Genomic DNA, 25394 nt, shown 5'->3' with positions numbered 1-25394 from the left:
ATCACCTTGCTCTTGCCTGCTGCTAGAGCTGGTATCTGCAAGTGGAAAAACAGCAAAGAAAGTCACTAACCATGGAAGATATAAGGACTTATTCGCAAGCTTGGGGGGCAATTCGGGCATTCCTAGGTGAAGTAAGTTTTAATGACATAAAGGTAATGGCAGGTCTGGCCGGACTGGATATGTGTACGCTTGCTCATCTGGATCAGAAGCCAAATCAAGGTGCGACAAAGGGCCAACTTTTAACGGCGATAGATGGGGTGCTGAAGACTCTGAGCGAGCCTGCAAGAGTCAGATTTTTGACCATTGTGCTGGAGGAATTGTTGCGGCGGCAGCCGGACGTTCAGGACCGGCTTGAGGAGACCCTGTCCCGTCATGGCTGGGGGGTGGTCGGTAGCACACTCATCCAATTGAAGGTCTATGATCCTGCTGACCTGGCACAAGTCCCCAATGCCCCACGAGTTGATCTGCTTAAGGCTGCGCAGCGTTATCGAGATGGCGATCTGGGCGGAGCGATATCTGCGGCATGCGGCGCGGTGGATACGGTGACATCCAGCGTCTATGCGACGTTAAGTTTGGGTGATCCGACCAACGCATCGTTCCAAGAACGATGCAATCGAGCGCTGGAAGCCCGGCAGATCTTGCAGGCTATTGAGCAGCAGCTGAGGGATCTGGGTTGGGAAGATGTAGCGATCACGCGGCTAGCTCAGAACTACAAAGGTGCGCTGAACCAAGGTGCATTTGTGATGCAAATGCTTCGCTCAAAAATGGGCGATGTTCATGGCACCAAACCCATCCTAAAACCGATGGTGTTTGACTCGCTGAAATGGGCAGAAATGTTTGTTCAGACGCTTTGCGCGGATTAAATTTTTGCTATGGACAGAAGCATTAGCGAAGGTAAGGTGACTGCATAAAATCAAATTGGTGCGGTAGCCACCACGATGTCTAGGCTGTGCGTTCGTACCAGTCCTTACTGGAGTTGACGATGCGCACCACCAGCAGCATCACCGGCACCTCGATCAGCACGCCCACCACTGTGGCCAGAGCGGCGCCGGACTGAAAGCCGAACAGGCTGATTGCGGCCGCGACGGCCAGCTCGAAGAAGTTGGAGGCGCCGATCAGCGCCGATGGGCAGGCCACCGAATGTTTTTCTCCAACCTGGCGGTTGAGCCAATAGGCCAGCGCCGAGTTGAAGAACACCTGGATCAGGATCGGCACGGCCAACAGCGCGATCACCAGCGGCTGCTGGAGGATAGCTTTGCCCTGGAAAGCGAACAGCAGCACCAGAGTCAGCAGCAGCGCGGAGATCGACCACGGCTGGATCCGGTGCATGGCGGCATCAAATACGGCCTGACCTTTATCCAGCAGCGTCTTGCGGATTGCCTGCGCGATCAGCACCGGCACCACGATATACAGCCCCACCGAAGTCAGCAGCGTGGCCCACGGCACGGAGATGCTGGAAACACCCAGCAGCAGGCCGACCAGCGGCGCGAAGGCGAACACCATGATCAGGTCGTTCAGCGCGACCTGGGACAGCGTGAAATACGGGTCGCCGCCGGTCAGCCGGCTCCAGATGAACACCATGGCGGTGCACGGCGCGGCCGCCAGTAGGATCAGGCCCGCGATGTAGCTGTCCAGCTGCGCCGCCGGCAATAGTGGCGCAAACCATACCCGGATGAACAGCCAAGCCAGAAAGGCCATCGAGAACGGCTTGACCAGCCAGTTGATGAACAGGGTGACGCCGATGCCCTTGATATGCGCCTTGACCTGATGCAGTGCGCCGAAATCGATTTTCAGCAGCATCGGGATGATCATCACCCAAATCAGCAGGCCAACCGGTAAGTTGACCTGGGCGATTTCCCAACTGCCAATCGCGTGGAACAGGCCGGGGAAGGCCTGCCCCAAGCCGATGCCGGCCACAATGCAGAGGGCAACCCAGGCGGTCAGGTAGCGCTCGAACAGACTCAGCGAGGTGCCGGCGGCGCAGGTATGGGCGACTTCAGATGGGGTGGACATGTCATTCTCCGTGGGATGGGGGCGACCCTGCGCGCTGCCGAGAATGCAGCGTCAGGAATGCAGCGTACCGATTCGATCCAACGCCGCTTTGAGTTGGGACTGGTTCTGGCGCAGCGCATCCAGCGGCAGGGCCAGGAAGGTCTCAATCCGTGCCCGCAGGATGCGATAGGCCACCAAGAAGGCCGCGTCGATCTCCTCATCGCTGCCAGTTGCATGAGCCGGATCTTCGACGCCCCAGTGGCTGCGCAGGACCGGGCCCAGATACGCCGGGCAGGTTTCGCCGGCGGCGCTGGCGCATACCGTGATCACGATGTCCGGCGTGGCTGGCAGGTGATCCCAGGATTTGCTGTGGTAGCCGTCGATGGAGATCCCTTCTCGCGCCAGCAGCGCCAGCGAGTGTGGGTGAACCTGGCCGGTCGGCTGGCTGCCGGCGCTCATCGCGTGCCAGCCCATCGGCGCCAGGTGGTTGAACACCGCCTCAGCCAGGATGGAGCGACAGGAATTGCCGGTACACAAGAACAACACATTGACCGTGGCTTGGTTCATGTCAGGTTTCCTTTTTTAGCGATGCTCAGCAGCAGTCGCTACCAGGTGCGCAGGTATTTTTGGGAGTGATCTTGACGGCGATCTTCGGCGCACAGCAGGCGCTGGCCGGTTCGCCGGCTGCGGGTTCGCCACCGTTGAACGTCGGGATCGATGCCAGCGTCTGGTAGCTCTCCCAGGCGATGCCAGTGGGGTCTGTGACCCAGTGCTTGTTCGATTCGGCGTAGCAGCAGGCGGTACCCGTCTGCGTTAGCATGCTGATGTCGGCGCTCTGCAACTGGTGCTGCAGCTGCGCCAGTTCTTCCTCGCTGTCCACCTGAAAGCCCAAATGGTCGACGCCGGTGGTGGCGCCGCGGCTGGAGATCGCGAAGTTGAGCCGTGGATCTTCCAGCATCCACTTGGCGTAATCGGTCTTCTGTACCGTGGGCTGCGCGTGGAACAGCGCCGAGTAGAAGCGAATGCTGTCTTCCAGATTGGCTACCGCGACGTGGATGTGAAAGCGTTTCATGATCGAACTCCCGATAGTGATTCGTTACGAACAAGCGCCATCGCAGGGCGAGATGCTGCTCGCCGGCGTGCAAGCCTCGCCGCGGCAGCAGTTCTCGGTCAGGAAGCCCAACAGGCCGTTCATCTGCTCGTAGTTGGCCGAGTAGTAGATGAAGCGGCCTTCCTGCCGAGCCTGGATCAGGCCGGCGTGAGACAGCTCCTTCAGGTGGAAGGACAGCGTGGCATTGGCTACGGCGAGTCGTTCGCCGATCTGACCGACTGCCAGGCCTTCGGGGCCTTGCTGAACCAACAGTCGGTAGATCGCTAGGCGCGTGTCTTGCGCCAGGGCGGCCAAGAGGGTGACAGCGTTTTTCATTTCCATTTTTCTATATTTATCGAAATGAAGGTGAGAGTCAAGCTGTACAGGGGCATCGCCGATGCGCGCGCCCGTTTATGGGAAATTATGGGAAACTCATAATTATTGGATTACCATAATTTTCATAATTTGCTCTAGACCATGCTGGCCAATCGTTTTGAGTATGACGGCACTATTGAGACTGGTTAGTCGGTGGGGATGGAGGGGAGGCTGCTTCGGCTGCGGCCAGATGTACTACAGGTTGAGTTGGTGCAGGAGGGAGGAGGTTTGGCATCGCTCCTAGCATGAACGGTTGCCCAATGGCGGGGATGCCTTCCATCAGCACCGTTGCGACACCTAGATGGTTTTCGATAATTTTGATTGCGGGCGAGCGTGCGAAGGTATGCATGAAAGCGTGGTGAATGGTCAGCACCAAATCCTGCAACTTGGGATCATCCTCCAGTACTTCAACATTGAGTCCAATCGACTGGCAGGTCTCTATCGACAAGTGCCTAGCGTGGGTTTTGGAGTGTGCATGATCTGCCAGCACGTTGAGAATTTGCGTCGCCTTCTCGTTGGGATCCGCATGGTCACTCAGCATATTTCTGACTAGCCATGAGGCGACCATTTGGCGTGACATATCAATCGCTTGATGGCACTCCAGGAGAAAGGTTGGATGGTATTTCCCGATGATGGCTTGCCAAAGCGGAGCGCAATTTGGGTTCTGCTGAATGCTTTCTACCGCCATTTGGAATTCATCAAGGACAGCTTGAGCAGCAATCCCATTGAATTGGGGATCGATGGGACCGAGGCTGGACTGTTTACCCATCACGATGGACTTGGCCGAGCAAGCGATCATCGTGCCTGCCGACATGGCAATTTGAGGGACGATCACTCGTACGTCGTGGCTAAACATTCGCCATAAGTAGTCGACTAGAGACTCGGTTGCCGCGATGTTGCCCCCTGGGGTGTGTAGGATCAAGTCCACCCCACGGGTGCGGTCCAAGCGATGGACTGCAGTCATGAGTCCATTTTTGTCATCGTCGCCAATGTCTAGGTTCGGCGTCTGTGGCGGGCGGGATAGCCAGGCGGAGTAGTAGGCGATTACATTGCGTTTTGTATAGCGCTGCAGCCTCTCCATGTAACGGCGACGCACCAAGTCAACGGCTTGCTGACCATTGGCCTGCTTTTTGTTGATTTCCTGGAGGACGCTGTTCCAGCCCGGCATGGTCAGGTGCTGCCGTCCGTTGTTGTCGCGGTAAAGGTACGGATGGTTGGATCGGTCAGTGAGAAGCGCTCAATGGGCCTGTGGAGAGTTGTAATAGTCGGTGCCGTGAACCACTTATCATACGTATCCGCGGCTTGTTCTGGAGAAAAGGGGGCGCTTGGTTGTCCTTGGAGAGAACGATAAGCGATCTCCAGTACATTCGGACCGTCAGTCATTTTCAGAAGATCTGACATGTAACTGTCCTCATCATTTTGTGGTCTTGAAACTTACCACGTCACCCAGGCGAAGTCAGGGAGTTTTTGCAGTTGTAGACTGCGATTGCGGCATGGTCAATCATGATGAAGACATTTTTCGCTTGAGGTTGTTTGTTTGGTCTTATTGCTTTGTTCTTTGAGCCTTGCCTGTGCTTGCACTACTGCCAAGCCCCTCATTTGAGAGTTTGCCGTGTCAGTAATGCTGCCCGCTTAATGGCAAAATCGTGCTTGACCTTCTCATGTGGGATGCCCGGAGTCGCATCGTCCAGAGCCGCTTGGACTGCGCTGCGAAAATAGGCGTCGTAGGTAGCTGGCTGAGGTGTAGAGGCAGCAGGAAGGGGGAGGTCGGGCTTCGGCATGGGGTGTCCTAGTCTCCAGGATAATGACCTAATGGTATCGACTTTGTGCTCTGGGTCAGTAGTATAGCGGATGTGTGCAAAGTGGATGCCTGGCAGGGATGCCTACGAGCCGGCGCAGTCCACAGGTAGTGTTGGTCCGTACATGTTTTAGAAGACATTGTCTTCGTCTGCCCCACCTCTAGTGCCCCAATCGTCTTGGCTTCTTTGACTCGCAACTCGCAGACGCCTGAACGCCGAAGTACGCAAGTACTGGCGATTTTCCTGTGTGCGCGGCCTCCTCGCGTGCTCCTCCATTCTTGATGTGTTGTTCCTCCTTGCGGTGGCGAATAGTACCTCACCTGCAGGTTGGACTTGCCTCTGTTGACTGGTGAGGGGGTGGATTTCGCTCTTTCTTTTACTATAAATTGATGAGAAAATAAGTAGTCCATTTTTCTATGAAAAAATTTACTTAAAATTCAATGGGTTGCACACATCATGGGCGAAACTAAAGAAGTTTATGCGGATTTAGCCCAGCTTGCCAGGCTTGCTATCGGGGAGCAAAGTGAAGACGTTCGCTTATTTGTGGCGAGGCTGGTCCGCAAGTATCGGGAGCGTGAGCCTGCAGTCGCTGAGCAAATGGAGCTGCTTTTACGAGCAAAGCCGGCCCGAGCGAGCAAGCCGCTACGTAAAGTTGTACCGAAGGTAATGGAAGAGCATCCACTACCTGTTGATGACGAATCTAGATTGTCTTTGTTGAAAGTATTTCGTGAGGATGCCACGCAAGCAGCCCCTCTCTTGTCAGCTGGGTTGGAGGAAACGCTTGGGCAGCTGATTGAAGAGCGCCATCAGACCACTAGGCTGATATCGTTGGGGTTGCAGCCCACACGTTCAGCCATTTTTGTTGGCCCGCCAGGGGTAGGAAAAACACTATCGGCTCGCTGGCTAGCTGCTCAGCTAGGTGTGCCTTTGTATGTACTTGATCTTACTGCAGTCATGAGCAGCCTACTTGGGAGGAGTGGCAGTAATTTGCGTACTGCGCTGGATTTTGCCAAGCGGACCCCGTGTGTGTTGTTGCTCGATGAAATTGATGCAATTGCCAAGCGCCGTAGCGATGATTCTGATGTTGGGGAGTTGAAGCGGCTAGTTACTGTGATTCTTCAGGAGGTGGATGAATGGCCGGCCGAGGGATTGCTACTGGCAGCTACTAATCATCCTGAATTAATTGATCCCGCTTTGTGGCGTCGTTTTGATCTGGTTGTACCATTTGAATTGCCAGGTCCACTAGCAGTCAAAGCCGCTATTACACGTTATCTGGGGCCAGATTTTCCATTGTTTGCTCGTTGGCTTGATTTGCTAGTTTTTGCATTCCAAGGAGAGTCTTTTAGTAATATTGATCGTGCAATACAGCGGTTTCGTCGAGCACTGGCATTAGGTACTGCGTCGGATTCTGACTTGGTAAGAGATTTCATACGACAGCGAGCAAGTGAGCTTGATAGGACACTTAAAATTAAAATGGCAGTTGAGATGGCTAAGAATTCTACGCTATCACAGCATACAATTTCCGATATCACAGGTGTAAGTCGCGACACAATCCGTAAATACACAGTAGAAAAAACCTAAGACGAAAAGGGGGTGACGTGTGAGCCAAGGAAACTTTTTGATCGGCCGTGGTGAACTGCTGACACGGGATATTGTTGGTCCAAAACGAATGCCAGGGAAGGCCATTGCCTATACCTTGGGAGAGGCAACTCAGCGCTTGGCTCCACTGGCTAATCAGGTTGCATTGGATTTAGATCTGTTGCCTAAGGAAGCATGCCCTGCTGACTTTGGTGTGGCACTATTAACGCTTAATCCTAGTTACATTGCAAAGTCATACTTCCCTTCGGCTCTACTAAGAGACATTGGGCTGACTTCGATTGGAAGTCGGGCAGTTACTATTAAGCCTGAAAAATGGACTAAGAAAGATCCGACAAGGGAATGTTCAACTACTGAGCTGTTTGTTGCAGGAAAACGGCATGCATTTAGAAATTTACAAAACTGGATGCAGGCGGTAGAGCCAGAATCTGATGAAGCTGATGATCTGACACATATCGAGAGTTTTGCCTCATTTTCTGCATCATCTCGTGTGGTTGAGTATGCTAATGAGCAAAATCGTTTTTTTGAAGTGGGCGTGCATTTATTTCCTGGCGTTGATTCCAGCTTTATCCGTTCGGGCCTGGTAGGCTATGCATCAAAGCTTGGTATTGAGGTGTATAGTGACCTTGCATTTACGGCGGGAAATCTTTGGTTTGTCCCGGTTGAGGGAGAGTTGAGTGCAATAAAGAAAATTGCCGATTTCTCTTTCATACGTGTTGTGAGACCCGTTCCTCCTTTACGTAGTTTGCGTCCAATTCAGCGTGCTAGCTCGATTGATGTTCACTGCCAATTGCCTCTTGAGCAACCTTTGTCAAGTGAGCCTAAAGTCGCGATTTTGGATGGAGGTTTGCCGGACGAGCATCCATTGGCACAGTGGGTAGGGCTCTACCGCGAGTTGGACCCAGATGCTAGTGCAGATCCAAATGGATTGGAGCATGGACTAGCTGTAACTTCGGCATTTCTATTTGGTCCCATTACTCCTGGTGGGGTCGCGCAGCGGCCATATGCTTATGCAGACCACTTGCGAGTGCTCGATCAGGGAATGTGTAGTGAAGACCCATTGGAGTTATATCGAACCTTAGGCTTGATTGAGCAGGTTCTGCTATCTCGACAATATGAATTTATCAATCTTAGCCTTGGCCCAGACTTGCCAATTGAGGATGCCGATGTTCATGCGTGGACGTCTGTTATTGATGATTTACTGAGTGATGGCGACACTTTTATGACTGTCGCTGCAGGTAATAATGGTGAGAGAGATCGGGAGTGTGGCTTTGCTCGTGTACAAGTTCCTGCTGACTGTGTAAATTCTGTGGCCGTTGGTGCTGCTAGTAATACTGATCATGGCTGGGAGCGTGCCTCATATAGTGCTATTGGTCCTGGTCGTAGTCCTGGGGTTGTTAAGCCTGATCTTATGGCATTCGGGGGGGATGCAAGTGGGAAGTATTTTCATGCCTTAGTGCCTAATAAAAAGCCAGCCCTTGCTCCATTGCTTGGGACTAGCTTTGCAGCCCCCTATCTGTTGCGTAGTGCTGTTGGTATGCGAGCAATTCTTGGTCGAGAGCTTTCTCCTTTGGCGCTAAAAGCGCTGCTTGTCCATGGAGCTGACCAAAATGGACATGATAAGCAAGAGGTGGGTTGGGGTAAGATACCTGAAGACGTCATGAGCCTGATTACATGTCCTGATGGTGTTGCGCGTGTAATCTATCAAGGAGAGCTGAAGCCAGGGAAGTATCTTCGTGCTTCATTGCCATTACCGCATGGGGGATTGACTGGGTCTGTTAAATTAAAAGCAACCTTCTGTTATGCATCTTCAGTTGATCCGCAAGATGCAGCTTCTTATACCCGTGCAGGTTTGGAGATTACTTTCCGTCCTCACGATGGGAAGGTTAAACCGGGCAAGGCAAATGCTAACTCAAAAAGTTTTTTTGAAAAGAAGGCATATGCGACGGAAGAAGAGCGACGGTCTGATATGGGTAAGTGGGAAACCGTCATGCATGCAGAGCATAATATGCGTGGTAGCTCATTAAATGCTCCTGTTTTTGATATTCACTACAATGCTAGAGAGGGAGGAGCTTCTACTTCGGGTGCTGAAAAAATCCGCTATGCCCTTGTCCTTACTCTGGAGGCGCCGAAGCATGCCGATCTTTATAATGAAATCCTACGTAGCTATGCCTCGATTTTGACGCCAATTCAACCGCAAGTTTCGCTTCCGATTCGGACATAGTTTAGAGGGTTTTTACCGTACTAGTCTGCCAGGCCCCGTATTCAAAGCGGGGCTTGTGCTTATGGATGACCTTTTATTGATTGTAGAAATCAACCACCATTTTGTTATTAGGGATAGGAAGGGCGTTCTGGATTTTATCCATCTGTTTTATTAATGATCTGTTCCTTCATCAGCTTTCCACTGTTGTTTCACTAATTTCATGCAATCGCGTGAGAGGCCTAGGGTCTGGACTAAAGTTCGGGGTGTTACATCTCGATCTTGTGCCTGCAGGTATTGCCCGGCACTCCTTGTTTCCGCTGAGTTCGGTAGGTAGTGGCGTCTGTCCAAATAAGTGTTTGCTATGCTGGCCAACCAGAAAGGCAGCTGGTCCACGTGCTCGGCCAGTCGGGAACGGGTGAAGTGGGCCCGGGTACAGAGGGAGAGGAAGCGCGATGGCCATTCCTCCAGCAGCCAGGCAACGGCGAGCAGCAAGATGAGCCTCGTGGCGGGGGACTGGTATTCGAACTCATCGTGTTGGCCGGGAGCATGCCAGGGGATCTCCACGCCCAGGGCATCCCCGAGGTGCTGGCGTAGTTGCCGCCCGTTACGGCCGCTCAACACGCCGATCAAGGCACGCACGCCGATGAAGAACGGCAAGCTGCAAGGTGGGGTCAGCGGGCCACAGTCCCAGGTGCTGTGCTCGATCGCGGCGATGAGGTGGCGCAGTCGCTGCCAGGATGGGGGGTCTGGCCAGGCGCAGAAGACCGGGTTCATGCTGGCGAGATCGAAGTGGCAGCGGCTGCAGAACCGCAGGGCCTGATCGTCTATCGTCTTGCTGCGCCCAATGCCATGGCGGTGAAAGGCGATCGGCGTGTGACAGGCTGGGCAGCATTCTTCCATCACGCACTGATGGTGCTCACAGACGACATAGAGGGCCAGCCGCCATGGGAGACGGTAGTAGGCCTCCGGAGGCTGTGCCAGGCACAGCGGGCAGAACTGCATGCCGGGCCGTTTGCGCTGGCGATGATAGACCCCGACCGGCCGCACCCAGGACCAATGGCCGGTGGCCGGCCGCTCGAACAACTGGCCTTGGTAGGAGAGCAGCGTCAACGCCTGCAGCTCGGCCGCCGAGTGGCCGGTATGGCGTGCCAGCAGCGTCAGCAGTGCGAGGGGCGGGTCGCGATCGATGTCGCGACTCCAGATGGGTGTGTGGTAGCCCAGCAGCTTGTCGTAGAAGGTGTGGAGTAGGAAGCCGTTGGCGAATGCCAGTCGCACCATCCAGGAAGAGAGGATCTCTCCGGGGCGCGGCTGGGGGTGCATCGGCAGCATGGTCTACACATGGGCAGCCTGGCGGGTGCGGTCGCTGGGCGAGACGTAGCCGCAGGCATTCAACGTCTCCGCGGTGAGCTGCTCCTCGCCCTGGCGCAAGGCGTAAATCGCCGCCTGGTTGAGCAGCATCGACAGCTCACCGATAGTGCCTTCGCACATGGCGAGGATCTTGGCGGCCAGCATCGCCTCGTGCAGGTTGGACGGCTGCTGCAGCGGCAGCACGCGCTCGAACGACATCAGCAGCTGGCGGAATGCCTTATCCATCTGCCACTTCGGCAGCAGCTCCGGCAGGAAGCGATTCTGGATCTGCGGATCGACGCTGACCGCGCGCAGCAGGTCGCCGGTGCCGCAGCCGACAATCGAGATCTGCAACTCGTTGCCCAGAAACTTGATCATGTTGAGGAACTGCTGCTGTTTAACCGACGAGCCGGCCAGCACGTTGTGCAGCTCGTCGATGATCAGCACCTTCAGCTGAATGCCACGTAGTACGCGAATCACCTGGGCGCGCTTGGCATCGGTGGACGAGGTCGGGACGCTTTCGAATAGTGCATTGAGGATGCCCGAATAAAAGCCGGCCTCGCTGGGTGTGGGTGGCGCCTGGACGTAGATCACTGGTGCAATCATGTATTCGCCGCCGGGGTTTTCTTCGGCGGGGTGGCGCTGGGCGAAGTGCTGGATCAGCCGGGTCTTGCCATTATTGCTGCCGCCGATCAGCAGCATATTGGGCATGCGCGCCTCGCGTGGGTGGTGCACTAAGTCTTCCAGCTTGGCCAGGATGTCTTGAGCCCGCGGGTAGCCAATCCAGCGCGGTCGCTTCAGCCAGGTGATGCGGCTGGCCGCATCCAGTTCGGCCTGCTCGGCCGTACTGGGGTGGAGGTGAGAGTATGCGCTCATGATGGATCTCCCTAGCCGAGCTGGATGTCGCTGAAGGGTTGGATATCGTCGTCATTGGCCGTCGGCAGCACCGGGGGCTGAGGCGACAGCATGGCCGTCGCATGCACGCCGGCCCAGCCATTACGTCGCTCTGCCATGCGGCGCTTACGCTTTTCCGTCGCGCGCTGCTGCTTGGCCAGGCGGGTTTTTTCGACAGCCTCGGCCTCGATCTCGCGCATCCGGCGGATGCCCTGGAAGATCATCTCCTCGTCGACGTGGCTGACCGGATCCTGCTTCAGCCGCTGCAGCGTCGCGCGCAGCTCCCACAGGCTGATGGCCGGCCGGGTGTTATTCAGATACGGCACCGGGCTGTAGCAGCGGGTTTCCGGATCCAGGAAATACACCACGCTGATGTCGCGCGGGTCGCGCGCGAACAGGAACTTGCGCCCCTTGCCGGTGGCGCGATCTTCGGACTCGACCCAGCGGCGCAGGATCGGCGCGTAATAGTGGATGTTGTCGATGACCACGCCGTGGCGCTGGATGGTGCGCTCGACATAGGGGGTGAAGTCGAGACGGAAGTTCTCCTCATCCTCGATCGGCGCCGGCAGACCGATGCCCGGACGCTCGGCGGTGCCGTGGACGAACTGGTGATACAGCTTGATCGGCGGCACCTCGTTGATGCCCTTGTGCGCGCGGTGGTGGTAGCAGTAAGCCACGAAGACCGTGAACCACAGTTCCAGCTCGGCCAGCGTCATGCAGGCGCGGCCCTCCGAGTCGTAGTTCATCTTGGCCTGCACGTTCGAGAAGGTCGTGCCGGGCAGGCTTTGGCACTCGCCCATAAAGGTGCGGAAGGCGCGCTCGATGTGAGGGCCGTAGTTCGGCTGTCCCTTCGGGCGGTGCTCCAGGATGATCCCGTGCTGCTCGCAGGCGCGGTTGAGCATATTGCCGTGGAACTCTTTGGCATTGTCGACGTGGATCTTGCTCATTTTGCCGTAGACCGGCCACTCCGCGACGATGTCGCGTTTCGCCAGCCAATGCTCCTTGCGCATCACCGCGTGGGCCACGCACAAGCCGGCCGACAGCGAGCCCGGCGGATCCAGCGTCATCAGGAAGCCGGCGACCATCTTGGTCGCCACATCCAGGGCCACGGTCAGATAGGGGCGGCCGATCGGCAAGCGGTGCGCCTCATCCACGATCACCACATCGACCTTGGTGTGGTCGATTTGCACCACCGCGTAGGGGTAGTCGGCGCCGGGGAACTGGCCGCGTAGCGGTTCGAACTTCTCGCGTGCCCGCCGGGGGCTGTAGCGCTTGCTCAGTATCTCCCGCTGGTCGATGGCGTAGGCGCGCGCATAAACCGTGTTCTGGTTGGGCGGATCCAGATCCGCCTCCTGGCAGGCCAGCTTGATCAGCTTGTACAGTTTGAGGACCGAGGGCCGCTCCTGCTTCAGGTAGTAATGCTGGATCTGCAGCGAAATGATCTGCTCCACCTCGTCAGATAGACGGCTGCCGCCCTTGTCCGAGCGCGGCGTGCGCAGCAGAGAGGAAACCAGGCCGGTTTCTTCGAAGCGGTTGAGCCAGCGGTAGATGGTGACGAGGCTCTTGCCGGTGGCGTCGGCCACTTGCTGCACGTCCTGCGTGCTGCGGCCGGGCAGATCCAGCAAGGGGCGTATGCACTCGTAGCGCTGCACCGCCAGGTCCCAGTCCTTGTCCTTGGCCAGCAAGTGAGGGGCCGTAGGATCAGAAGACGAGACCGGAGCAAGGCTGAGGTCGTTGACCCCGGCGATCTCGGTTTGCGCGCCATCGATGGTGCGCAGGATGGCATCAGAGAAGCCTTTCAGCTCCAGCACGATGGCGGCTTGATCGCGCCAATAGACCACTTGGCCCGGGCGGATGGTTTTCATATCAGCACTCCTCCACTGGCCAGAGGCGGGAACGCATGGTCAGCGGCACATTCAAGTCGCAGCCGATGGCGCCGATCCCCACCAGATGCCAAAGGGTGGGAATCAGCCGGGCGCGATTGTGGGCGTCACGGCAGAGGGCAAACAGCAACATCTCCGGATCGGTCTCATCGAGATCCCAGAGCACCTGGAGAATTTGCCGACGGGCATCCGGAGACGGACTCTGCTCCAGATAGCGCCAGAGGAATTTGGCGTTGTCGAGGTAGGGGGTACGAATTTCGCGTTCGGTGAAAACTTCGAAGCGCCACCCTTGGTCCAAGGCATACGTTTTTGCGGCTCGGAACTTGCGGAGCAGGTTTCGCCAGTCCTGTCGGAAGTCGGCGCGATACTTGACCTCGTACAATACGGGTTGCGGGGTCAACGACGCAGCCGATTTGAACTGGATCAGGCCATCCGGCGTATAGGTGCGTAGCTTGCCGAACTGGTCGAAATACCCGATGGTGATCGGTTGAGCGGTGAAATGCTCGACACTGGGGTCGAAGCGCAGAATCTCCATGAGATCGCGCTCCAAGGTGGACTCGTACTCGCCCAACAGCGGGACCATGCCGGTCACGCTACGGCTGTTGTAGGAGATGTCCCTGACTGGGGTGTATCGCTGGAGATGATTCATTTGCATGCTCCGCCGGAAATTCCACTAATTTTTGCATTTATTTGTGGAAATTACAGGCGGCAGCGATCCGCGGCCGGGAGAAATCAGCCTGGCGCATCACGGCGTTTTGTTTCTGGACGAATTGCCCGAGTTCGATCGCAAGGTGCTGGAAGTGCTGCGCGAGCCTCTGGAGGCCGGGGTGATCCACATCTCGCGCGCCGCGCGCCAAGCCAGTTTTCCCGCGCGCTTCCAGCTGATTGCGGCCATGAATCCCTGTCCGTGTGGTTATCTTGGGCATTTCAGCGGAAAATGCAGCTGCACGCCCGAGCAAGTGGGGCGCTATCGAGGTAAAATCTCCGGTCCCTTATTGGATCGTATCGATTTGCACGTTGAAGTGCAGTCCTTGCCGGCGGAGCAGTTGGTGGGCGGGGCCGCCGGCGAGTCCAGCGCTTTGGTGCGCGAACGGGTGGAGACGGCGTATCGTCTGCAATTGGCCCGGCAGGGCAAGGCGAATGCCGGCTTAAGCGGGGCCGAACTGGAGGCGATTGGCGATTTTCATGCCGAGGCGCTGGCATTATTGCGGCAAGTTTTGGACAAGATCGGCTTGTCTGCGCGCAGTTATCATCGGATACTTCGAGTTTCCAGAACCATTGCCGATTTACAGGGTCAGGCAATGGTCATGCGGGAGCATGTGTTGCAGGCGATTCAATTACGACGCGCCGCAATGCCTAATGGCTAACAATAAATAAAGAATTGATCAATCCAGATAGTTTGTTGAACTATTTGATTAGTTAAAAGCGTAAGTGCTGCATGGCAAATCGAGATTTAAAAAATTCCTCCCGTGGTTCCCGCGGTCGCTCATCCAGCTCCAAAAGCGGAGGCGGCGGCATGGTGGCGGGCATCGTCATCGGTCTGATCGTCGGCATTGCCGTCGCGGTCGGCCTCGCCATGTATCTGAATAAGTCCTCTACGCCGTTCAGCAACTTGGAGAAGTTGGATCGCAAGGCGGCCGGCGCTTCCGCGCCGCCGACGGAGCTGCTGGCGCCGGGCACCCGCATTGCCGACGCCGCCTCGGAAACCGCCGCCGCTCCGGCGCCGGCGGTCAAGCCGGCTCAGGAGCCGCCTTCCGCTCCGCCGCCGATGCCGACGGAAACCCCGGCCAAGCCGGCCCCGGCCGCGCCGGTGGCCAAGGAAGCCGGCAAGGACGAGCAACGCTTTGATTTCTATAAGATCCTGCCAGGACAGGTGGATGCGGTGCCAGGCAAGAACGGCAAAGCGACGGAACCTTCTGCGCAGCAGCCGGCCAAAAAGGTCTACTTGCAGCTGGGATCCTTCCAGAATCAGGACGAGGCGGACAACCTCAAGGCCAAGCTGGCCTTGTTGGGCGTGGAAGCCAAAATCCAGTCGGTGACTGTGCCGGAAAAGGGGCTGGTGCATCGCGTCAGGGTGGGGCCGTACAACCGCCAGGACGAGGTGGATCGGGTGAAGGCTCAGTTGAAGCAGGACGGCATTGGCGCAACGGTCGTCAAGGCGGAATAAACTCTTCCTCTATTTAGGAAATCGATAATGAAAAAGTGGTTATTGCTTTCGTTGATGCTGTTCAGCGGCTTGGCAAACGCGGCGATTGAGCTGGGCAAGGATTACACCATGCTGGCGACGCCGCAGCCGGTGGCGGATCCGAAAAAAGTCGAGGTGATCGAGTTCTTCTCCTACCATTGCATTCACTGCCTGGAACTTGAGCCGGCGATGAGCGCCTGGGAGAAGAGCAAGCCCGCCGACGTGGCCTTCTCCAAGGAACAGATCGTGTGGCAGAAGTCGATGGAAGGCTTTGTGCGCATGTTCTCCGCCTTCAAGACCTCCGGCACTTACGACAAACTGCATCGCCCGGCTTTCGAGGCCGTGGTGAAGTCGCGCGTCAACCTGTCGGACGAGGGCGTGTTCGCCAACTGGCTGAAGCAGCAGAAGGGCGTTGACGCCGCCAAGGTGATGCAGGCGTACAAATCCTTCGGCGTGAACGCGCAGGTGGCCAAGGTGGCCAAGATGACCCGCGATTACGCGATCCAGGGCACCCCGACGGTGATCGTCAACGGCAAGTACGTGGTGACGCCGGTGGCGCCGGAGCGCATGGTGCAGGTGATCAACGAGCTGGTGGCCAAAGCCCGAGCCGAGAAAAAATAAGAATCGAGCAAGACGCTTGGTGAAGAAGGCAGCCCTGGGGCTGCCTTTTGTGCGTATTAATCCTTGATGGGGGATGGGTGGACATGGATGTAATGCTGTTGGCCAAGGCTTTATTGCTGGGCATTGTCGAAGGGGTGACGGAGTTTTTCCCGATTTCCAGCACCGGGCACTTGATCGTGGTCGGGGATCTGATCGACTTTCAGAACAATGCCGACGTGTTCGAGGTGGTGATACAGCTGGGCGCGATCCTGGCGGTGGTTTGGGAGTACCGGCAGCGCTTTCTGGGCGTGGCGCAGGGGGCTTTGCGGCGGGAGGCCCAGTCGCTGCGCTTCATCAGTAATTTGCTGGTGGCTTTCCTGCCGGCGGCGGTCATCGGTTTTTTCGCGATCAAGGCGATCAAGCACTATTTGTTCAATCCGGTGACGGTGGCGCTGGCCCTGGTGGTGGGCGGCGTCATCATTCTGCTGGTTGAGCGCAAACAGCGCGTGCCGCGGGTGAGCAGCGTGGACGCAATGAGCTGGCAGGACGCCTTGAAAGTGGGGTGTGCCCAAGTGTTCGCCATGGTGCCCGGTACGTCGCGTTCGGGCTCCACCATTATCGGCGGCATGCTGTTTGGCCTGGATCGCAAGGTCGCCACCGAGTTTTCCTTTTTCCTGGCGGTGCCGACCATGTTCGCGGCCACCTTCTACGATGTGTACAAGCATTGGCACCAATTCACCGCCGCCGATGTGCCGGTGATAGGCGTTGGCTTTGTCGCGGCCTTCATCAGCGCCTTCTTCGCCGTGCGTGGTTTGATCCGCTATGTGTCCAGCCATAATTTCAATGCGTTCGCCTGGTACCGCATCGTCTTTGGCTTGGTGATCTTGGCGACATGGCAGCTGGGCTGGGTGAATTGGAGCGCCTGAACTGGCTCAAGGTAGAAATATCTTGACAGTCAAAGCTGGCTTGTATAATATGCAACCTCTCTGACGCGGGGTGGAGCAGTCTGGTAGCTCGTCGGGCTCATAACCCGAAGGTCGTAGGTTCAAATCCTGCCCCCGCAACCAAATTCAAAAACCCAGCTTTCTTTTGAAAGCTGGGTTTTTTGTTTTTCGCGCCGATCTATTTTTTTAAATGGTCGTTGAATAAAAAAAACCGCCGGGTGAGGGCGGTTTTTTTATTGCTCGCGCAGGCGAGATTAAATGCGCTTGGCCAGTTCCGCGGCCTTGCCGATATAGCTGGCCGGGGTCAATTCCAGCAGGCGGGCTTTCTCCGCTTCGGGCAACTCCAGGTTCTTGATGAAGGCATGCAGGGTTTCACGGGTAATGCCGCCCTTGCCGCGCGTCAGCTCTTTCAGTTGCTCGTAGGGGTTGGGCACGCCATGGCGACGCATTACGGTTTGCACCGGCTCCGCCAGCAGCTCCCAGCTATTGTCCAGCTCGGATGCGATTGCCTGAGGATTGATTTCCAGCTTGTTCAGGCCTTTCAGGCAGGCTTTGAGGCCCAGAATGGTGTAGCCGAAGCCCACGCCCATATTGCGCAGCACAGTGGAGTCGGTCAGGTCGCGCTGCCAGCGCGATACCGGCAGCTTTTCCGCCAAGTGGCCCAGGATGGCGTTGGCCATGCCCAGATTGCCTTCGGCGTTTTCGAAGTCGATCGGATTGACCTTGTGCGGCATGGTGGAGCTGCCGACTTCGTCTTTCTTCACTTTTTGCTTGAAATAGCCCAGCGAGATATAGCCCCAGATGTCGCGGTTCAGGTCGATCAGGATGGTGTTGACCCGCGCTAGGACCTGATACAGCTCGGCCATGTAATCGTGCGGTTCGATCTGGATGGTGTAGGGGTTGAAGGTCAGGCCCAGGCCGGTGACGAAGCGGCCGCAGAAGCTTTCCCAGTCGATGTCGGGGTAGGCGACCAGATGGGCGTTGTAATTGCCCACCGCGCCGTTGATCTTGCCGAGGATTTCCTGATGAACCAGTTGCTCGCGCTGACGTTTCAGGCGGTAGACCGTATTGGCCAACTCCTTGCCCATCGTGGACGGGGTCGCAGGCTGGCCATGGGTGCGGCACATCATCGCGGTGTCGGCCAGTTCGTGGGCCAGTTTTTGCAGCTTGTGGATGACTTCGTCGATCGCGGGCAGCACCACGGTGTTGCGCGCGGTTTTCAGCATCAGCGCGTGTGACAGATTGTTGATGTCTTCGGAGGTGCAGGCGAAGTGGATGAACTCGCTGGCCGCCATCACTTCCGGATTGCCGGACAGGCGTTCCTTCAGCCAGTATTCGATGGCTTTCACGTCGTGATTGGTGCGCGCCTCGATGGCTTTGACTTCTTCGCCGTGTTGCACGTTGAAGTTGGCGATCACGTCGTCGATTTCACGGATGGTGGCCTCCGAGAAGGAAGGCACTTCCTCGATGCCCGGCTCGGCGGCCAGCATCTTCAGCCATTCCAGCTCCACTTTGATGCGGAACTTCATCAGGCCGTACTCGGAAAACAGATTGCGCAAGGCCTCGACTTGGCCGGCGTAGCGGCCATCCAGGGGGCTTAGGGCGGTCAGCGTGGTCAGGTTCATGCTGGGTAGTTCCAAACGTGGGTTGCCGGTGTTCTGGCGGGTTGCGGTACAAAATCGCTCATTGCTCAGCGCAGACGGCGCGCGAGCGCCGCGGCCAACTCCTCCGCGGCTTGCGGTCGGAAGCGGAAAAACAGCTCCGGTTCAATCATTTCCAGCTCCATGACCGCCAGGCGGTCATGGTTGTCGCGAATCATGTCGACGCGCGCGTACAGCACGTCGAAAGGGACCGCCCGCACGGCGGCTTCGGCGAAAGCGATCTCTTGCGCGTCGGCCTGATGCGGGTGGACCTGGCCGCCGTGATCGTCTTGCACGCGGAAGTCGCCGGACTTCGGCGTTTTGCGGATGGCGTGGCTGAAGCGGCCGTCGATGACGATCAGGGACAATTCTCCCTGGCTCAGCACATTGTGTTGCATGGGCTGCAGCAGCATGGTCTCCTGCTGGATCAGCTCGGCGTATACGCATTCCAGCGATTCCGCGTTTGTCGGGGCGACGCGATAAGTGTGCCGGGCGGCTCCGGAGACGGCCGGTTTCAAGATGGCGTCGTCCCAGTTCCGCTCTTCCAGTAACTGGCGCAGCGTTTGCGGCGCGCCTTTCTCAATGTAGCGCGTGTCCACCGTATGAACAGCGTTTTGTTGCAGCTCGGACAGGTAGTGTTTGTCCAGATTCCAGCGAATCAGCTCAATCTCGTTGAAGAGGCGGGTTTGAGCGGCCGCGCGCGCCAGCCAGTCGGAAAACGCGGGCAGGCGCTCGAAGTAATCCCAAGTGGTGCGGAACAGTGCGCAAGCCGAGTCGGCCCAGTCCATGTCCGGATCGTCCCAGGCCAGGCGGCGGACGCGCAAGCCCTGGCGCTGCAGCGCCGCCAGCACCAGGCCGTCTTCATGATGAACCTGGCGGCGGTACCAGTCGCCGTCGTCAGGCGGCAGCAGGCGCGAATCGGTCAGAACGGCAACATCGAGCGACATCGAAATCCTTTTACATCAAGAAAAACGGGTGCCAGGCACCCGTTTCAGCTTACATGCCGGGCATCATGCCCTTCATGCCGCGAAGCATTTTCATCATGCCTCCCTTGGAGGAGAACTGTTTCATCATTTTCTGAGTCTGTTCGAACTGGTTCAGCAGCTTGTTGACCTCCTGCACCGTCACGCCGGCGCCGGCGGCGATGCGTCGTTTGCGGCTGGCCTTGAGCAACTCCGGCTTATGGCGCTCTTGCGGCGTCATCGAGTTGATGATGCCTTCGATGCGGCGCATGGCTTTCTCCGCCTCCGCGCCCTGCACGCCCTTGGCCATCTGGCCCAGTTGCCCCGGCATTTTCTCCAGCAGATTGCTCATGCCGCCCATTTTCTTCATCTGCTGCATCTGGGCCTTGAAGTCTTCAAGGTCGAAGCCCTTGCCGGACTTCAACTTCTTGGCCATGGCGGCGGCTTCGTCCTGATCGATGCCTTTTTGCACTTCCTCGATCAGCGACAGCACATCGCCCATGCCCAAAATCCGGCTGGCGATCCGGTCCGGGTGGAAGGGTTCCAGGCCGGACACTTTTTCGCCGACGCCGATGAATTTGATCGGCTTGCCGGTGATGTGGCGGACCGACAGCGCGGCGCCGCCGCGCGAGTCGCCGTCCATCTTGGTGAGGATGACGCCGGTCAGCGGCAGCGCTTCATTGAAAGCCTGGGCTGTGTTGACCGCATCCTGGCCCTGCATCGCGTCGACGACGAACAAGGTCTCCACCGGATTCAGCGTCGCGTGCAGCGCCTTGATCTCGGCCATCATCGCCTCGTCGATGGCCAGACGGCCGGCGGTATCCACCATCAGCACATCGAAGAAGTGGCGCTTGGCGTGATCCACCGCGGCGCGGGCGATATCGACCGGATTCTGGTCGCCGGAGGACGGGAACCATTCGACGCCGACCTGCTGGGCCAGCAGTTTCAACTGCTCGATGGCGGCGGGGCGGTAAACGTCGGCGGAGACGACCAGCACTTTTTTCTTCTGGGTCTCTTTCAACAGCTTAGCGAGCTTGCCGACCGTGGTGGTTTTGCCGGCGCCCTGCAGGCCGGCCATCAGCACGATGGCGGGCGGCACGGCGGCCAGATTGAGGGCGTCGTTCTTCTCGCCCATCAATTTGGTCAATTCCTCATTGACCACGCCCACCAGGGCTTGGCCCGGCGTCAGGCTGCCGGCCACGTCCTGGCCGAGCGCGCGCTCCTTGACCTGAGCGATAAAGGTTTTGACCACGGGCAGGGCGACGTCGGCCTCCAGCAGGGCCATGCGCACTTCGCGCATCGCGTCCTGGATATTGGCTTCGGTCAAGCGCGCATTGCCGCGCAGATTTTTCATCACGCCGGACAGGCGGCTGGTCAGGTTGTCTAGCATGGTGCGTCCTTACTTCTGCCAACGGCTTGCCGGTTGGTGTAGACTCTCAAACTATCGATTTTACCACGAGCCGCCGGGGCTGCGCCCGGTTTTGATAAAACACCCGACATGACCCGTTTCCTGCTCGTACTTTCTATTGCGCTGATCCTCTCTTACGGGGTTTTCAGCTGGCACTACTTCGCCAACTGGCGCGGCCTGGCGTGCTGGCGGCGCAAGCCGCGGCTGGAACACAGCCTATTGGGCGTGCTGCTGCTGCTGCAGGCGATTGCGGTGTTGTTGCCGCTGACTCAGGGCGCTTTGCTGTCCCTGGGGGTTGGCCGCGCGCTATCGGTGATGGTGTGGATCATGCTGCTGATTTATTGGACTTGCAGCTTCTTCTATCGCGTGGAAGGCCTGCAGCTGTTCATGATGCCGCTGGCGATGGCCGCGCTGGGCTTCGCCCTGCTGTTCCCTGGCCAGCATGTGGTGCAAGACCTGAGCAATCCGGCTTTTGTGCTGCATATCCTGGTCTCCCTGTTTGCTTACAGCCTGTTCGCCATCGGCGCGCTGATCGCCATTCTGATGCTGTTTTTGGAGAAAGCCCTGCACGATAAACGGGCCTCTCCGCTGGTCAAGCAATTGCCGCCCTTGCTGTCCCTGGAAAAAATGATGTTCCAGGTGATAGGCGTCGGCTTCTTGCTGCTGACGGTTTCCTTGTTGACCGGCGTGGTGTTTTCCGAAGAAGTGTTGGGACATGCCGCGGCGCTGACGCACAAGACCATCTTCGCCGTGTTGTCCTGGCTATTGTTCGGCGGCCTGTTGATCGGCCGCAAGTTGCAAGGCTGGCGCGGCCGGGTGGCGATTCGCTGGACTTTGGCCGGCTTCCTGTCCTTGGCGCTAGCTTACATTGGCAGCAAGGTCGTCATAGAATTGATCCTGCAACGCGGTTGAGGTTGCCAGTCCTGTCTCACAAGGAGATCAATGATGAAAAAATTGTTAGCCCTGTTTGCCGCCCTGATGCTGATTTGCGGCACCGCTTTCGCCGCCGTCAACATTAATACCGCCAACCAGCAGGAGTTGGAGGCGTTGAACGGCATCGGCCCGGTCAAGGCCAAGGCCATTGTGGATTACCGCGCCAAGAACGGCCCGTTCAAGAGCGTTGACGATCTGAAGAACGTCAGCGGGATTGGCGACAAGACCTTGGAAAAACTGCGCAGCGAGATCGCGGTCAGCGGCGCTTCCAGCGCCGCGCCGAAAGCCGCGGCCAAACCCGCCGCCGCCGCCAAGCCAGCCGCCGCTGCGGCCAAACCGGTGGCCGGCGTCAAGAAAGAAGCCTCCAAACCGGTGGCCAAGAAAAAGCCCTGACGTTTACCTGTCAATGGTTTGCTGGAAACAACGCCCGCGGATGCGGGCGTTTTTCATTGCTTGCCGAACAGAGCCAGCGCCAATTGCCTTTGCTCGGCGTGGTCGACGATGGGGCGTGGATAGTCCCGGCCCAGCATGAAGCCTTCCGGCAGCGCCTTGGCCTGCCAGGGGGCGTGGATCGCCTGATCGCTGAGCGCGGCCAACTCCGGCACGTAGCGACGGATGAAGCGGCCGTCCGGATCGAATTTCTGCGATTGCGTCACCGGGTTGAAGATGCGGAAATAGGGTTGCGCGTCGCAACCGGTGGAGGCCGCCCATTGCCAGCCGCCGTTGTTCGAGGCCAGATCGAAGTCCAGCAGCTTCTCCGCGAAATAGCGTTCGCCCAGACGCCAGTCAATCAGCAAATCCTTGACCAGAAAACTGGCGGCGATCATGCGCAGCCGGTTGTGCATATAGCCGGTTTGGTTCAGTTGTCGCATGGCCGCATCAATCAACGGATAACCACTTAGTCCTTTTTGCCAGCTTTCCAGCCAGTCCTGGCGGTTGGGAAAGGGAAGGTCTCGGTATTGCGGCTTGAAGCTGTGAGCGGCGACATCGGGGAAGTGCCATAGCAGCTGCTGATAAAACTCTCGCCAGATCAACTCCTTCAGCCAGCACATCGCGCCCTCTCCGCCGTCGAAACTGGCGAATTGCACCAACTGGCGAATCGAGATGGTGCCGAAGCGCAAATGGGTGGACAGATAGGACACGCCCTTTACGCCGGGGTAGTCCCTTTGTTGATGGTAGCGTTGGATGCGTTGCTGACAGAAATCGGCGAACCGCTCTTGGGCACCGGAGGCCCCGGGCGTCAGCAAGCAGGGTTCTGCCTGGGCGAAGCCCAATTCCGCCAGGCCGGGCATGGCCGGCGTGCCCGCTGGCGGGCGCAAGCGGCCCGCCAGCGGAGGCATGGTCAGCGATTGGCTGTGCTGTGGGCTCAGTCTTTTGAGCCAGGCATTGCAGTAAGGGGTAAACACGGTGAAGGGTTTGCCGCTGATGGTGAGCAGCTCGTCCCTGGCGAAAATGACCTGGTCCTTGTATGAGAGCAAGCTCTTGCCCATTGTTGCCAGGGTCTGGGCAACCACCTGGTCTCGCTGGCGCGCATAGGGCTCGTAATCCTCGTTCACGTAAACGGCCTCGGCGTCTAGCTGCGCCGCCAGCCTCGGGATGATGTCTTGCGCTGGCCCTGTCGCACACCATAGCTCCCCGCCCGCTGCGCGCAGGGACGTCTGAACTTCCCGCAAGGACTGCCAGATGAAGCCGATGCGTCTGTCGGCGGGGGAGAGCGTGTCGAGAATATTGCTGTCGAAAACAAAGACGCACTGCACCGGGCGGCCCGAGGCCAGCGCTTGCTGCAAAGCGTGGTTGTCCTCCAGGCGCAGGTCGCGCCTGAGCCAGTAAAGCGAAACCTTGCTCATGGGTAAGCTCGTCATGGTTTGATTGTCTGACAGTGGATGGTCCATTTTATGCTTTGTGATTTGTTGCTTTTTTGCACTAAAGTTGCTGCATGTGTTGCGTAATTGCATCTCACGGCTGGTGTCGCTTCAGTCTGCTGTTCATGTAAAACAAGGGTTTGTGATGCATGTGTTGTTTTTTTGAGTGCTTTTTTGTTGGAAGTGCATGCTGTTTTTGTTTTTTCGCAACGTCGGTCTTATATTGAGCCTAGCGATCACCGAAGCATATCGGCGACACATAAATGTCCGGGTTCTCTGGCCTTAGAACTAGCGAAATCAACAGGACAATATCAACTGACTTGAAAGGAACTGCAATGAACAAGACGCATATCGCTCTTGCAATCGCCGCCCTGATGCCGGCCGCCGCCGCAATGGCCGACGTCACCATCTACGGTGAAATCCGCGGTGGTTACGAGTACAACAAGACTTACAGCTCCACAATCAGCTTGGATGGCAACAACAAGCTGCAAGGCGGTTCCGAGATCAATGACTGGACCTCTCGCATTGGTTTCAAGGGTAATGAAGATCTGGGCAATGGTTTGAAAGCCATCTGGCAGGTCGAGAACCGCGTACATATCGATGGCGCCTCCAATAGCGGCGATACTTTCGCTACGCGCGACAGCTTCATCGGCTTGGCCGGCGACAGCTGGGGTAAGATTCGTCTGGGCCGCCTGTCCAATTACGCCAACGATATGATGGAGCAAGTGGATCCGGGTTACTACAGCAACCAGAGTGTTGGTGGTTTGGGCTATTTCACTCGCCTGGATGATCGCGTCAATAACGCGGTGCGTTATGACAGCCCGAACTGGAATGGTTTCAGCTTTGCTTTGCTCTACGGTACTGACGAAAGCCGCAAAGTTGTTAACGGTTCCACCACCAATAACCAGACCTGGAACCTGGGCCTGAGCTACGAAAACTCCGGTTTCTTCGGTAAGTACAATTACCAGAACTGGAACGATGCGGACAAAGTTGGTGGCAACAAAGACTGGCATCGTCTTGAAGCCGGCTATATGGCCAACAACCTCTACGTAGCTTTGGGCTATCAGCAAATTCAGGGCTATGGTTTTGGCAGCTTTTACAACAGCACGGTCGGTACCGCAGTCAATAACGCGGTTGCCACTAACCTGATGAATAACAATCCTGGGTTGACCCAAGCTCAGGCAACTGCAGCGATCAATGCCGCCAAGCTGAAAACCAAGGAGGCTGCATTGACCCTTGGCTACACCTTTGGTGCCTTCACTCCGTACTTCTCCTATGTCAAAGGGTATGACGCCAGCTTGAACGGCAATACCATCGACAAGTCCGGCTACGATCAGTTTGTTTTGGCTCTGGACTACGCTTTGTCCAAGCGTACCGAGGTTTACACTTCCTACGGTCACGTGAAGTGGAAAGACGGCGCTTTGGACAAGGAAAACTCCTTCGGCCTGGGTCTGGTGCACCGCTTCTAAGCGCACCTGAGTATCACCTTGAAAGGACTGCTTCGGCAGTCCTTTTTGTTTTGGCGCTAAGCCGGACCTATCCAGCCGCGCCGGGATTTAAGTCAAAGCAGCATCCGCATTTTGCATATAATGTTGTAACGGTAGTGCGGCTGTCTTGAAGGCGGCGGGCTCTGGCACGGGAGCGCCGCGCGGTGTCCTCAAATCTGTTTACTGGTGAGTTG

At 57.2% G+C, this 25394-nt stretch carries 24 protein-coding genes, 1 tRNA gene and 1 pseudogene; 11 read left to right on the top strand and 15 right to left on the bottom strand.

Annotation, left to right across the window (positions count from 1 at the left end; all coding sequences use genetic code 11):
• The first annotated feature begins 41 nt into the window (after positions 1-41).
• Positions 42-863: a hypothetical protein gene (locus AB1Z25_RS18535; RefSeq protein WP_486635868.1), complete on the top strand. Its 822-nt coding sequence runs from the start codon at positions 42-44 to the stop codon at positions 861-863.
• Positions 864-942: 79 nt separating this feature from the next.
• On the opposite strand, the gene arsB is transcribed toward AB1Z25_RS18535, so the two are convergent.
• The 7 genes from arsB to AB1Z25_RS18500 form a co-directional block, all read right to left on the bottom strand.
• Complete coding sequence (gene arsB / locus AB1Z25_RS18530; protein ID WP_486635867.1) at positions 943-2013, bottom strand: ACR3 family arsenite efflux transporter; 1071 nt, start codon at positions 2011-2013, stop codon at positions 943-945.
• A 51-nt stretch (positions 2014-2064) separates the two neighbouring features.
• A complete protein-coding gene (locus AB1Z25_RS18525; protein WP_486635866.1) occupies positions 2065-2559 on the bottom strand; it encodes an arsenate reductase ArsC in 495 nt (164 codons plus the stop codon).
• 25 nt (positions 2560-2584) lie between these two features.
• Positions 2585-3064, bottom strand: coding sequence for an ArsI/CadI family heavy metal resistance metalloenzyme (locus AB1Z25_RS18520; RefSeq protein ID WP_486635865.1), 480 nt, complete (start codon positions 3062-3064; stop codon positions 2585-2587).
• A gap of 24 nt (positions 3065-3088) precedes the next feature.
• Positions 3089-3418 carry an ArsR/SmtB family transcription factor gene (locus AB1Z25_RS18515; protein ID WP_486635864.1) on the bottom strand — a complete coding sequence of 110 codons (330 nt, stop codon included), beginning with the start codon at positions 3416-3418 and terminating at the stop codon, positions 3089-3091.
• Between the two features lie 172 nt (positions 3419-3590).
• On the bottom strand, positions 3591-4625 hold the full coding sequence (locus AB1Z25_RS18510; protein ID WP_486635863.1) for an SDH family Clp fold serine proteinase: 1035 nt from the start codon (positions 4623-4625) through the stop codon (positions 3591-3593).
• A 2-nt stretch (positions 4626-4627) separates the two neighbouring features.
• The gene (locus AB1Z25_RS18505; protein ID WP_486635862.1) at positions 4628-4858 is read right to left on the bottom strand and encodes a hypothetical protein; all 231 of its coding nucleotides are present in this window, start codon (positions 4856-4858) and stop codon (positions 4628-4630) included.
• A gap of 194 nt (positions 4859-5052) precedes the next feature.
• Complete coding sequence (locus AB1Z25_RS18500; protein ID WP_486635861.1) at positions 5053-5238, bottom strand: antitoxin PaaA2 family protein; 186 nt, start codon at positions 5236-5238, stop codon at positions 5053-5055.
• Positions 5239-5712: 474 nt separating this feature from the next.
• On the opposite strand from AB1Z25_RS18500, the gene AB1Z25_RS18495 reads away from it, so the two are divergent.
• Positions 5713-6837 carry an AAA family ATPase gene (locus tag AB1Z25_RS18495; protein ID WP_486635860.1) on the top strand — a complete coding sequence of 375 codons (1125 nt, stop codon included), beginning with the start codon at positions 5713-5715 and terminating at the stop codon, positions 6835-6837.
• Positions 6838-6856: 19 nt separating this feature from the next.
• The gene (locus AB1Z25_RS18490) at positions 6857-9076 is read left to right on the top strand and encodes a S8 family peptidase (protein ID WP_486635859.1); all 2220 of its coding nucleotides are present in this window, start codon (positions 6857-6859) and stop codon (positions 9074-9076) included.
• Positions 9077-9226: 150 nt separating this feature from the next.
• Here AB1Z25_RS18490 and AB1Z25_RS18485 read toward each other — a convergent pair whose 3' ends face one another.
• From AB1Z25_RS18485 to AB1Z25_RS18470, 4 genes are read right to left on the bottom strand one after another with little or no spacing between them, the layout of a single operon-like run.
• Positions 9227-10384 carry a TniQ family protein gene (locus AB1Z25_RS18485; RefSeq protein WP_486635858.1) on the bottom strand — a complete coding sequence of 386 codons (1158 nt, stop codon included), beginning with the start codon at positions 10382-10384 and terminating at the stop codon, positions 9227-9229.
• 3 nt (positions 10385-10387) lie between these two features.
• The gene (locus AB1Z25_RS18480; protein ID WP_081527257.1) at positions 10388-11278 is read right to left on the bottom strand and encodes a TniB family NTP-binding protein; all 891 of its coding nucleotides are present in this window, start codon (positions 11276-11278) and stop codon (positions 10388-10390) included.
• Between the two features lie 11 nt (positions 11279-11289).
• The gene (locus AB1Z25_RS18475; RefSeq protein WP_486635857.1) at positions 11290-13161 is read right to left on the bottom strand and encodes a transposase; all 1872 of its coding nucleotides are present in this window, start codon (positions 13159-13161) and stop codon (positions 11290-11292) included.
• A 1-nt stretch (position 13162) separates the two neighbouring features.
• On the bottom strand, positions 13163-13828 hold the full coding sequence (locus tag AB1Z25_RS18470; protein ID WP_486635856.1) for a TnsA endonuclease N-terminal domain-containing protein: 666 nt from the start codon (positions 13826-13828) through the stop codon (positions 13163-13165).
• A 49-nt stretch (positions 13829-13877) separates the two neighbouring features.
• On the opposite strand from AB1Z25_RS18470, the pseudogene AB1Z25_RS18465 reads away from it, so the two are divergent.
• The 5 genes and pseudogenes from AB1Z25_RS18465 to AB1Z25_RS18445 form a co-directional block, all read left to right on the top strand.
• A pseudogene (locus tag AB1Z25_RS18465) lies at positions 13878-14546 on the top strand (ATP-binding protein); the annotation flags it as partial.
• Positions 14547-14695: 149 nt separating this feature from the next.
• Positions 14696-15346: an SPOR domain-containing protein gene (locus tag AB1Z25_RS18460; RefSeq protein ID WP_486635855.1), complete on the top strand. Its 651-nt coding sequence runs from the start codon at positions 14696-14698 to the stop codon at positions 15344-15346.
• A gap of 27 nt (positions 15347-15373) precedes the next feature.
• A complete protein-coding gene (locus tag AB1Z25_RS18455) occupies positions 15374-15985 on the top strand; it encodes a thiol:disulfide interchange protein DsbA/DsbL (RefSeq protein WP_486635854.1) in 612 nt (203 codons plus the stop codon).
• An 83-nt stretch (positions 15986-16068) separates the two neighbouring features.
• Positions 16069-16890 (top strand): undecaprenyl-diphosphate phosphatase, encoded by an 822-nt coding sequence (locus tag AB1Z25_RS18450; RefSeq protein WP_107800591.1) that lies wholly within the window; start codon positions 16069-16071, stop codon positions 16888-16890.
• Positions 16891-16954: 64 nt separating this feature from the next.
• Positions 16955-17031, top strand: a tRNA-Met gene (locus AB1Z25_RS18445).
• A gap of 131 nt (positions 17032-17162) precedes the next feature.
• Here the strand turns inward: AB1Z25_RS18445 and purB are convergent.
• The 3 genes from purB to ffh all read right to left on the bottom strand — a co-directional run bounded on the left by purB (position 17163) and on the right by ffh (position 20900).
• Complete coding sequence (gene purB / locus AB1Z25_RS18440) at positions 17163-18533, bottom strand: adenylosuccinate lyase (RefSeq protein WP_107800590.1); 1371 nt, start codon at positions 18531-18533, stop codon at positions 17163-17165.
• A gap of 65 nt (positions 18534-18598) precedes the next feature.
• Positions 18599-19495 (bottom strand): ATP-grasp domain-containing protein, encoded by an 897-nt coding sequence (locus AB1Z25_RS18435; RefSeq protein WP_486635853.1) that lies wholly within the window; start codon positions 19493-19495, stop codon positions 18599-18601.
• A gap of 49 nt (positions 19496-19544) precedes the next feature.
• A complete protein-coding gene (ffh, locus tag AB1Z25_RS18430) occupies positions 19545-20900 on the bottom strand; it encodes a signal recognition particle protein (RefSeq protein ID WP_227104941.1) in 1356 nt (451 codons plus the stop codon).
• Positions 20901-21008: 108 nt separating this feature from the next.
• Between ffh and AB1Z25_RS18425 the strand changes: the two genes are divergently transcribed.
• Positions 21009-21830, top strand: a complete 822-nt coding sequence (locus AB1Z25_RS18425) for a cytochrome C assembly family protein (protein WP_486635852.1) — start codon at positions 21009-21011, stop codon at positions 21828-21830.
• A 33-nt stretch (positions 21831-21863) separates the two neighbouring features.
• Positions 21864-22244 (top strand): ComEA family DNA-binding protein, encoded by a 381-nt coding sequence (locus AB1Z25_RS18420; RefSeq protein WP_486635851.1) that lies wholly within the window; start codon positions 21864-21866, stop codon positions 22242-22244.
• Positions 22245-22297: 53 nt separating this feature from the next.
• Here AB1Z25_RS18420 and AB1Z25_RS18415 read toward each other — a convergent pair whose 3' ends face one another.
• Complete coding sequence (locus AB1Z25_RS18415) at positions 22298-23698, bottom strand: cryptochrome/photolyase family protein (protein ID WP_486635850.1); 1401 nt, start codon at positions 23696-23698, stop codon at positions 22298-22300.
• Positions 23699-24048: 350 nt separating this feature from the next.
• On the opposite strand from AB1Z25_RS18415, the gene AB1Z25_RS18410 reads away from it, so the two are divergent.
• On the top strand, positions 24049-25182 hold the full coding sequence (locus AB1Z25_RS18410) for a porin (RefSeq protein WP_486635849.1): 1134 nt from the start codon (positions 24049-24051) through the stop codon (positions 25180-25182).
• The last annotated feature ends 212 nt before the right edge of the window (positions 25183-25394 follow it).

Source organism: Chromobacterium sp. HL1 (genome assembly GCF_057418835.1).
Note: the sequence above shows the minus strand (reverse complement) of the source record. Positions and strands in the feature narration are given on the sequence as shown.